Origin of the sequence: Lentzea aerocolonigenes (assembly GCF_000955955.1) — a bacterium.
GTDB lineage: Bacteria > Actinomycetota > Actinomycetes > Mycobacteriales > Pseudonocardiaceae > Lentzea > Lentzea aerocolonigenes_A.
Genome location: NZ_JYJG01000450.1, coordinates 1 through 918 on the forward strand (window position 1 = coordinate 1; position 918 = coordinate 918).

Here is a 918-nt window from a genome sequence, read left to right on the forward strand (position 1 = left end):
CAGGAAGATCGTGACCAGGCCGGGGAGCATCATCGGCCAGGCGATCGAGGTGAACAGGCGCAGCTCACGTGCCCCGTCGACACGCGCGGCCTCCAGCACCTCGTCGGGCAACGCCGCCTGGGCGTAGACGCGGGCCAGGTAGATGCCGTAGGGGCTGAGGATGCTCGGCAGCAGCACGGACCAGTACGTGCCTGCCATGCCCGCCTTCGCCAGCAGCAGGTACTGCGGCACCGCCAGGGTGATCGGTGGCATCAGCACGCCGGTGAGGATGACCGTGAAGATCACGCCCCGGCCGCGGAACGCGAACTTGGCCAACGCGTACCCGCTCACCGCTGACACGACGGCGGACAGCAGGGCTCCCACACCGGCGTACAGCGCCGAGTTGAGCATCCACAGCCAGAAGGCGCCGTCGCGGTAAGCCGTCAGCTCCGCGACGTTCTCCCAGAAACCGGTGCCGGGCAGGAAGGTGAAGGTGGTGAAGAGCTCGCCGCGGCTCTTCGTCGCGGCCATCACCACCCAGATCACCGGGATCAGGCAGTAGAGCGCGCCCAGCAGCAGCGTGAGCGTCGGCAACCAGTGCGTGCGGTGTTTCACGACGCGCTCCGCCGGTTGACCAGTTTGAGGAAGCCGAACGAGAGCAACAACGTCACGGCCGCGATCACCACGGCGGTCGCTGCCGCCGCGTACATGCCACCCTGGACGAACGCGTCCCGGTAGACCTTCATGTAGGGACTCCAGGTCGAGGGCAGGGAGTTGGTCAGCGGCCGCAGGGTCATCGGTTCGGCGAACACCTGCAGCGTCGCGATCGTGGAGAAGAAGAACGTGAGCACGAGTGACGGCCTGATCAGCGGGATCTTGATCCGCCACGCGATCTGCGCCTCGGAGCAGCCGTCCAGCCGCGCGGACTCGTACAGCTCG

General features: G+C 67.2%; 2 protein-coding genes. Both read right to left on the bottom strand.

The window, feature by feature from the left end; genetic code table 11:
- Positions 1-594: carbohydrate ABC transporter permease (locus tag UK23_RS43230; RefSeq protein ID WP_045317639.1), on the bottom strand; the 594-nt coding region annotated here is incomplete at its 3' end.
- Positions 591-918 (bottom strand): ABC transporter permease subunit (locus UK23_RS43235; RefSeq protein WP_045317640.1); only part of this gene is annotated, 328 nt, incomplete at its 5' end. The genes UK23_RS43230 and UK23_RS43235, both read right to left, overlap by 4 nt.